Below are 7,418 nucleotides of genomic sequence, written 5' to 3'. Positions count from 1 at the left end.
ATTGGGGACTTTTGTTTCCAGGGCATGGTCAGCACCTCCTGACCATGATTGATACCTGTAAACCATGTCCCCGGTCTCAAACGTAAAGGATGTACCCGGTCTTTACCCACCCCAGCCCTCTCCCCCAGGGGGCGAGGGGGAAAGGGAGCCGATCTCGGTTGTTCTCCAGACCGAAGTTCGACGCAAACTTTCAGGTCGATGGAGCTAGTCCGAACACCTCGGTCAGTCCCCTCTCCCTCTGGGAGAGGGTTAGGGTGAGGGTAGGCTTTTAGCCCTTCAAGGCAATCCGTTTGCCTGCACGGTTGGCAATCCCACTCGCCTGCCCATTTCGCTGTTTCCCCATCCGCGCCTGCGTAATCAACCCGGGAATCAACTCCCCCTCCGGCAGATTCTTCCAGAACCGCGCCGGCAAATGCCCCTGCATGACCTTCTCGTTCAACCGCGCGGGATTAAAGATGTGGCTGTAATAGGTCAGCCAAAGATCACCATGAGGATCGTCGACATTCTGCGCCAACTGCTGCCATTCCACCGGGCATTGCCGTTGATGGATCAGTTGCTCGCCATCGTAATAGACCCCGTCACGCGGGGTGGCAATCAACCATCGATGGCGACCCATCCGACCGATGAAATGCTCGCTGGCACTGTGCAGGATGTCATGGGCCGGTTCGTGCCATGCCACGTACTGCGGGCCTGCGTTGGACGATGGCCGCTCGATGAAACGCACAAACGCATGCAGATGATGGGCTTCTCGATTCACTTGTTTGATCCGTCGCTGCAGCTCACTGCCGAGTTTGTCCCCGGCCATCATCGCGGTACGGTCGCCGTGGCTGACGCGCCACAACACCTCATAGAGCAGGCTCCAGCGTTGATCACCGCGATAACGCGAGGCCTGTTCCAGGGTGTCGAGCAGCGCTCGCGGGATACGTGCCTGAAATGGCCCCTGCCCTTCAGGCACCGGCTCATCACTGGCAAACAGATCACCCACACCTTGCGAGGCCCAGCTCACCAGACTCGGATCGACTTCATGGCTTAGCAGCCAGCGCGCCTGCTGGCGCCAGGTGTCGAATAAATCGTCGCAATCGAGATTGATCATCCCCACAACCCCATCTGCTGCGGCATCGGCCGGTCGCGCAATTGTTGATAGAGCAAGTGGCTGGTGACCTCGGCCTGTTGCGGATGGTAGTCGCTGGTGATGATGAACGGCTTGGCCTTGGCCAGCACACAGCGCATACGCGCGACGTCTTCGTAACGGATGCGCCGCTGGCGGCGCAGCTCGACCAGACGTTCGGTGGTGCGCAAGCCGATACCGGGAATACGCGCAATCAGGGAAGCTTCGGCACGGTTCAGATCGAGCGGGAACACCTCGCGATTCTGCAACGCCCAGGCCAGTTTCGGGTCGATGTCCAGCGCCAGATTACCCGGTCCCTTGAGCAATTCATCAGCACTGTAGCCGTAGCTGCGCAGGAGAAAATCGGCCTGATACAAACGGTGTTCGCGCATCAGCGGCGGCGCGGCCAGCGGCACGCTTTTCGGGCTGTCGGGAATCGGGCTGAAGGCCGAATAGTAGACCCGGCGCAGACGGAAATTGCCGTACAAGGCCTGCGCGCTATGGAGGATGGTGCTGTCATCGGTGTCGTCGGCGCCGACAATCAACTGTGTGCTCTGCCCAGCCGGGGCGAACTTCGCCGAGCGTGGTTCGTTCAACACGGTCTGCACGCCGGTGTAGATGGTGTTCATCGCCTGTTTGATCGAAGTGATGTCCTTCTCCGGTGCCAGCACTTGCAGGCTGGCATCGGTCGGCAATTCGATGTTGACGCTCAGCCGATCGGCGTAGCGCCCAGCCTCTTCAATCAATGCCGGATCGGCTTCGGGAATGGTCTTGAGATGGATGTACCCGCGAAACTCATGCTCTTCACGCAGCAGCTTCGCCACCCGCACCAGTTGCTCCATGGTGTAGTCCGCCGAACGAATGATGCCGGAACTGAGAAACAGCCCGCTGACGCAGTTGCGCCGGTAGAAATCCATGGTCAGCGCCACGACTTCCTCGGGGGTGAAACGAGCGCGCGGAACATCGCTGGAGCGGCGGTTGACGCAATACTGGCAATCGTAAAGGCAGAAATTGGTCAGCAGAATCTTCAACAACGACACGCAGCGCCCGTCCGGCGTGTAGCTGTGGCAGATGCCCATGCCATCGGTCGAGCCCAGCCCGCTCTTGCCCTCGGAGCTGCGCTTGGGCGCGCCGCTGCTCGCGCAGGAGGCGTCGTACTTGGCGGCGTCGGCGAGGATGCTGAGCTTGTCGATAATTTGCATGGCGCGGGCTCTATACTGTTTGCATATACAGTATAGAGTCGGTAGCGGTGATACAAGGTGGCAGATGCGCCCCTCGTCGGTCAGAAGCTGAAAATCAAAAGATCGCAGCCTTCGGCAACTCCTACAGGGATTCGGTACGGTCGGAATTTATCGGGTGGGCACGCTTTACGGCTGGCTGCGATCCTTTGATCTGCCCGTCTACCGGCCACTCAACGCCAAACCGCGCACCGATCTCCTTGCGCCCCGCCGCCGTCAACGCCAGCGCCCGACTGTCCAGATCCTGGGTCACCCACTTGCGCTTCAACGCAGTCTGCAACAGCGCCGCCCCCAGCGAACCACCGAGATGCGGCCGGCGCATGCTCCAGTCCAGGCACGGACAGGCAAACTTGCGGCGCAGGGTGGTCAAATCCTGTACTTCGATACCCAGCCCGAGAAACAACGCCTCGCCGGTGTCACTCAAGCGATATGCCTGCTCGTCGGCTGCCACCAGCCAACCAGCCTCGAGCAAACGGTCGTGCAGCAACACCGCCAACGTCCCGGCCATGTGGTCGTAACAGGTGCGGGCGAATTGCAGGCGATCCGGGGTGTGCGCCTTGAACGTTGGCGCGGCGTTCTGGCCAATCACCATCAACGCTTCCAGCGCCTGCGCCACGCGCTGATCGGCGAGGCTGTAATAGCGATGACGGCCCTGCACATGCAGGCGCAGCAGTGCCAGGTCCTTGAGTTTCGCCAAGTGCACACTGGCGGTCGAGGCGCTGACTTCGGCGATCGTCGCCAATTCAGTGCTGGTGCGGGCGTGGCCGTCCATCAGCGAACAGAGGATTTTCGTTCGCGCCGGCTCGGCGATGGCGGCGGCCACTTGGGAAACGCCGATGTCTTGATGCTCTGCGTGCATAGTTCGCTCCCGGACGAATCATCGTCGTTGCGCAGTGGAGATAGTAGCAACACTTTCCCCGCCGACAAGGATGCAAACCATGAACCCGATCAGCGCGGCAACGCACGCCGATCCTTATCCCTACTACGCCGAACTGCGCGCAGAAGGTGGACTGACGTTTCATCCAGAGCTGAAACTGTGGGTCGCCAGCAGTGCCCGGGCGGTGTGTGCGGTGTTAGCCCACGCCGATTGCCGGGTGCGTCCGGCGCAGGAGCCAGTGCCCAAAGCGATTGCAAACGGCATGGCCGGTAAAGTCTTCGGCCAACTTATGCGGATGAATGACGGTGAACGCCAGCGCTGCCCGCGCTCTGCCATTGAGCCTGAGTTGGCCTCGCTCGACCTTGAGGCCGTCGACAGACTGGTCGCCGCGCGGCTGATCACAGCGGACGCCGACGGGGTGTACAAGGCAATGCTTCGTGGCCCGGTGTGCGTGGTCGCGGCGCTGCTGGGGTTCATCCCGGCGCAAGCGCGGGCGATCAGTGAATTGACGGCGGATTTCGTTGCCTGCCTGTCGCCGTTGAGCAATGACCTGCAACTGGCCGCAGCAGAGGCGGCGGCTGAACAACTGCGCGGTGACTTCATCGAATTGCTCGCCGAGCCGGCCAGCCCGTTGCTCAGTGCAATCCAGCAGCGCTTCACCGGCGATGAGGAAACCTTGATCGCCAACCTGATCGGCCTCTGTTCACAGACGTTCGAAGCCTGCGCCGGCCTGATCGGCAATACGCTGCTGGCGCTACGTCGGCAGCCAGCGTTGCGCGGTGAATCCATCGAAGCACTGCTTAGCGAAGTCCAGCGCTTCGACCCGCCCGTGCAGAACACCCGACGTTTTGTCGCCGCGCCGTGCGAGATTGCCGGTGTGCGTGTCGAGGCAGGCGATGTGATTCTGCTGCTGTTGGCCTCGGCCAATCGTGATCCGGCGCTCAACGAACGGCCGGAGGAGTTTCTGCCACAGCGCGAGAACCGCCGCAGTTTCAGTTTTAGCAGTGGCCGGCATCAGTGTCCGGGGCAAGCGTTGGCGATGAGTATTGCCGGGGCGACGGTGAGGGAAATACTCGGGCGTGGCATTGATCTGAATCGTTTGAGCTGGCACTACCGGCCTTCGCTCAATGGGCGCGTTCCAATATTTAGCGATGTCGGTGCCTGATACTCCGCCTTCGCGAGCAAGCTCGCTCCCACAGGGTTATCGGGTGTGCACACTATTGTGGTCAGCCGATAGCAATTGTGGGAGCGAGCTTGCTCGCGAAGAGGCCGGCCCAGTCACTGCAAATGCTGGCTCAAACCGCCCACTGCAAAATCAGCCAGCTATTGGCGCCGCTGATCACCACAAACAACCCCCACGCCAACACCCGTGTCGGCCAGCGATTCACAAACGGCCCCATCAGCTGTTTGTCGTTGGTCATGCGGATCAAGGGATATAAAGCAAACGGCAATTGCAGACTCAACACCACCTGACTCAGCACCAACAACTTGCCAATCGCGTTATCACCCATCAGCCACACGCCGATAAACGCCGGAATCAACGCCAGTCCGCGAGTGATCAAGCGCCGCTGCCAGCACGGAATCCGCAGGTTCAGGTACCCCTCCATGATCACCTGGCCGGCGATGGTGCCGGTGAAGGTCGAACTCTGCCCCGATGCGAGCAGTGCCACGCCGAACAACACGCTGGCCAGCGCACCGCCCACCAGCGGATCGAGCAAGTGGTAAGCGTCCTGAATGTCCACCACGTCGGTGTGCCCGGACTGGTGAAACGCCGCCGCAGCGAGAATCAGGATCGCCGCGTTGACCAGCAACGCCAGCGCCAGCGAACCGATGGTGTCGATGCGCGCCAGTTTCACCGCGTCCTGCTTGCTGGCGAGGTCCTTGCCGATCATCCGCGTCTGCACGATCGAGGTGTGCAGGTAGAGGTTATGCGGCATAACTGTCGCACCGAGAATACCGATGGCCAGGTACAACGGCGCCGCTTCGCCAATCGCTGCCAGCGACGGTTTGAAACCTTGGGCGACGTCCGGCCAGTAGGGTTTGATCAGCAGCAGTTCAACGAAGAAACACACGCCGATGGTCGCGACCAATACCAGCATGATTGCTTCCAGACGGCGGAAACCGCGATTTTGCAGGGCCAGCACCAGCAAGGTGTCGAAAGCGGTCAGGGCGATGCCGAAGGTCAGCGAACAGCCGAGCAGCAAATGGAACGCCAGCGCACACCCAAGCACTTCAGCCAGATCGGTGGCGATGATCGAGATTTCCGCCAACACCCACTGTAGCCGTGCGGTCGGTGTGCTGTAGCGCTCGCGGGACAATTGCGCCAGATCGCGCCCGGTGGCGATGCCCAGCCGTGAGCACAGGCACTGCACGACCATGCCGGCCAGACTCGCCAGCAACACCACAAACAACAGGCTGTAACCGAAGCGTGAACCGGCCTCGATGGCGGTGGCCCAGTTGCCCGGATCCATGTAACCGATAGACACCAGCAACCCGGGGCCGGCGAAACGCAGCACGCGTTTGAAGAACGAGGCATTGGGATCTACCGCGACACTGCCAGCCACTTCCGGCGGGCAAAACGGCGCGGTGGCGATTTTGGGCAAGCTGAATTTCACGCACACATCCAGAAACAAATCGGAAAGACGCAGCTTAGACGTTTCAGCCGAAGCCTAGAAGATCAAAAAAATCTATCGACTCACACCCAACAACTGCTCACGCAACTCGGGATTGCGCGTACGCGGATCGAGCCAGATATCAAAAAACGCCCGGGCAAACAGCGGGTCATCGATCTCATGCTGTAATTGCTGGCCGACAAAAAACCGCGCGCCCTGCCCAGGCAGATAGACCCCAGTAATCCGCGTGCCAGCCTGCACATCGACGAACGATTGCTGCATCTGTACCTGCCAACCGGCCAATTGCGCCGGACTGACGCGGGTACCGGCCAAGCGTTTGATTTCATCGACGCTGGCTTTGACCAGATCATCGCGAGAAATGTTGCGACGGTAAATCAACTCCAGCGCAAACGGCTGGCCGTCGACCAAGGGCCGTGCGGCACTCCACAGGCGCGCATTGTAAACATCGAAACCGAACACACTGAAATCGCCGGTACCGATGATCTGCGCGCCGGGCACGGCGTCCTGCCAATTGGCCCAGGTCGGCGTCAGCAACAGCGCCCACAAGCCGATGCCGCAGCATCCTCGCACCAGCTTCGGTGTTCTTCTCATCGCGGCATCGACTCCGGTAAACCCTGATACACACAGCATAGCCGGGTATCGCTCCCGATATTTTGTATACAAAAACTGCGCACATAGGCAGCAATCGCCGATCGACAATGCTACCGTGGCCTACCCTCAACGGACGGAGACTCCTGCGTGCTGATCCTCAAACTGCTGCTGATTCCCGGTTTTCTGCTGCTGATTTCCCTGGCGGGCAAACGCTGGGGGCCGAGCGTGGCCGGGTGGCTGTCGGGATTGCCGGTGGTGGTCGGGCCGATTCTGTTTTTCCTCGCCATCGAGCAGGGTCCGGGCTTTGCCGCGCAATCAGCGGTGGCGGCGTTGTCGGCGATGTTCGCGATGATTGCGTTCTGCATCACCTATGCGCAGGTCGCGCAACGGGCGAACTGGCCGTTGGCGTTGGCGGCGTCGCTGTCGGTGTGGGCCGTTATCGCGGGGGTGTTGTCGCTGATCCCGGCGTCGCTGCCGTTTTCCGTGGCAGCGGCGGCGGTTGCGTTGCTGGCATCGCCGTATCTGTTTCCCACGGTGCAACCGGTGCTCAACGGCCCGGCGCCGAAGTCGGACAGACTGATCTGGCGAATGATCGCCGGTGCCGCGTTGACCCTGGTGGTGACGATGCTGGCCAGCACCGTCGGCGAGCGCTGGAGCGGTTTGCTCGCGGTGTTTCCGGTGCTCGGCAGTGTCATGGCGGTGTTCTCGCAACAGACGCGCGGCCCGGCATTTACCGCCGCATTGTTAAGGGCGACGGCCACCGGCATGTATTCGTTTTCGGCGTTTTGTCTGGTCTCGGCACTGACCTTGCCGAGCATGGGACTGAGTGGATTCGCCGTCGGTGTCGCGGTGTCGGTGGCGATGCTCGGCGTGACCAAACGCCTGTTGGCCCGGCCGCTGGCGAAACCGCAGGCGCAGTGACCGATCAGACGATTCGCGCTGGAACGCCCGCCCTCCTCCGTGGGATGATC

7 protein-coding genes are annotated in these 7,418 nt (G+C 61.1%); 2 read left to right on the top strand and 5 right to left on the bottom strand.

Annotation, left to right across the window (positions count from 1 at the left end):
- Positions 1-268: 268 nt before the first annotated feature.
- From H8F23_RS26320 to H8F23_RS26310, 3 genes are all read right to left on the bottom strand, one after another.
- Positions 269-1,093 carry a TIGR03915 family putative DNA repair protein gene (locus H8F23_RS26320; protein WP_194936326.1) on the bottom strand — a complete coding sequence of 275 codons (825 nt, stop codon included), beginning with the start codon at positions 1,091-1,093 and terminating at the stop codon, positions 269-271.
- Positions 1,090-2,310: a putative DNA modification/repair radical SAM protein gene (locus tag H8F23_RS26315; protein ID WP_160040869.1), complete on the bottom strand. Its 1,221-nt coding sequence runs from the start codon at positions 2,308-2,310 to the stop codon at positions 1,090-1,092. Before H8F23_RS26315 ends, H8F23_RS26320 begins: the two co-directional genes overlap by 4 nt.
- Positions 2,311-2,431: 121 nt before the next feature.
- On the bottom strand, positions 2,432-3,205 hold the full coding sequence (locus H8F23_RS26310; protein ID WP_194936325.1) for an ArsR/SmtB family transcription factor: 774 nt from the start codon (positions 3,203-3,205) through the stop codon (positions 2,432-2,434).
- A 79-nt stretch (positions 3,206-3,284) separates the two neighbouring features.
- Between H8F23_RS26310 and H8F23_RS26305 the strand changes: the two genes are divergently transcribed.
- Positions 3,285-4,388, top strand: a complete 1,104-nt coding sequence (locus H8F23_RS26305) for a cytochrome P450 (RefSeq protein ID WP_194936324.1) — start codon at positions 3,285-3,287, stop codon at positions 4,386-4,388.
- 130 nt (positions 4,389-4,518) lie between these two features.
- On the opposite strand, the gene H8F23_RS26300 is transcribed toward H8F23_RS26305, so the two are convergent.
- Entirely contained in the window at positions 4,519-5,838 is a 1,320-nt protein-coding gene (locus H8F23_RS26300) for an Nramp family divalent metal transporter (RefSeq protein WP_150730287.1), read from the bottom strand.
- Positions 5,839-5,910: 72 nt separating this feature from the next.
- Positions 5,911-6,447 (bottom strand): chalcone isomerase family protein, encoded by a 537-nt coding sequence (locus H8F23_RS26295; protein WP_194936323.1) that lies wholly within the window; start codon positions 6,445-6,447, stop codon positions 5,911-5,913.
- 147 nt (positions 6,448-6,594) lie between these two features.
- Here H8F23_RS26295 and H8F23_RS26290 point away from each other — a divergent pair, with 147 nt between their 5' ends.
- A complete protein-coding gene (locus H8F23_RS26290; RefSeq protein ID WP_194936322.1) occupies positions 6,595-7,368 on the top strand; it encodes a hypothetical protein in 774 nt (257 codons plus the stop codon).
- The last annotated feature ends 50 nt before the right edge of the window (positions 7,369-7,418 follow it).

The organism is Pseudomonas neuropathica (assembly GCF_015461835.1).
GTDB classification, from domain to species: domain Bacteria; phylum Pseudomonadota; class Gammaproteobacteria; order Pseudomonadales; family Pseudomonadaceae; genus Aquipseudomonas; species Aquipseudomonas neuropathica.
Note: the sequence above shows the minus strand (reverse complement) of the source record. Positions and strands in the feature narration are given on the sequence as shown.

Bases quoted from the DNA above. Each gene is read 5' to 3' on its own strand.
- H8F23_RS26315 (WP_160040869.1), bottom strand. From the start codon at position 2,310: ATGCAAATTATCGACAAGCTCAGCATCCTCGCCGACGCCGCCAAGTAC.
- H8F23_RS26320 (WP_194936326.1), bottom strand. From the start codon at position 1,093: ATGATCAATCTCGATTGCGACGATTTATTCGACACCTGGCGCCAGCAG.
- H8F23_RS26310 (WP_194936325.1), bottom strand. From the start codon at position 3,205: ATGCACGCAGAGCATCAAGACATCGGCGTTTCCCAAGTGGCCGCCGCC.
- H8F23_RS26295 (WP_194936323.1), bottom strand. From the start codon at position 6,447: ATGAGAAGAACACCGAAGCTGGTGCGAGGATGCTGCGGCATCGGCTTG.
- H8F23_RS26305 (WP_194936324.1), top strand. From the start codon at position 3,285: ATGAACCCGATCAGCGCGGCAACGCACGCCGATCCTTATCCCTACTAC.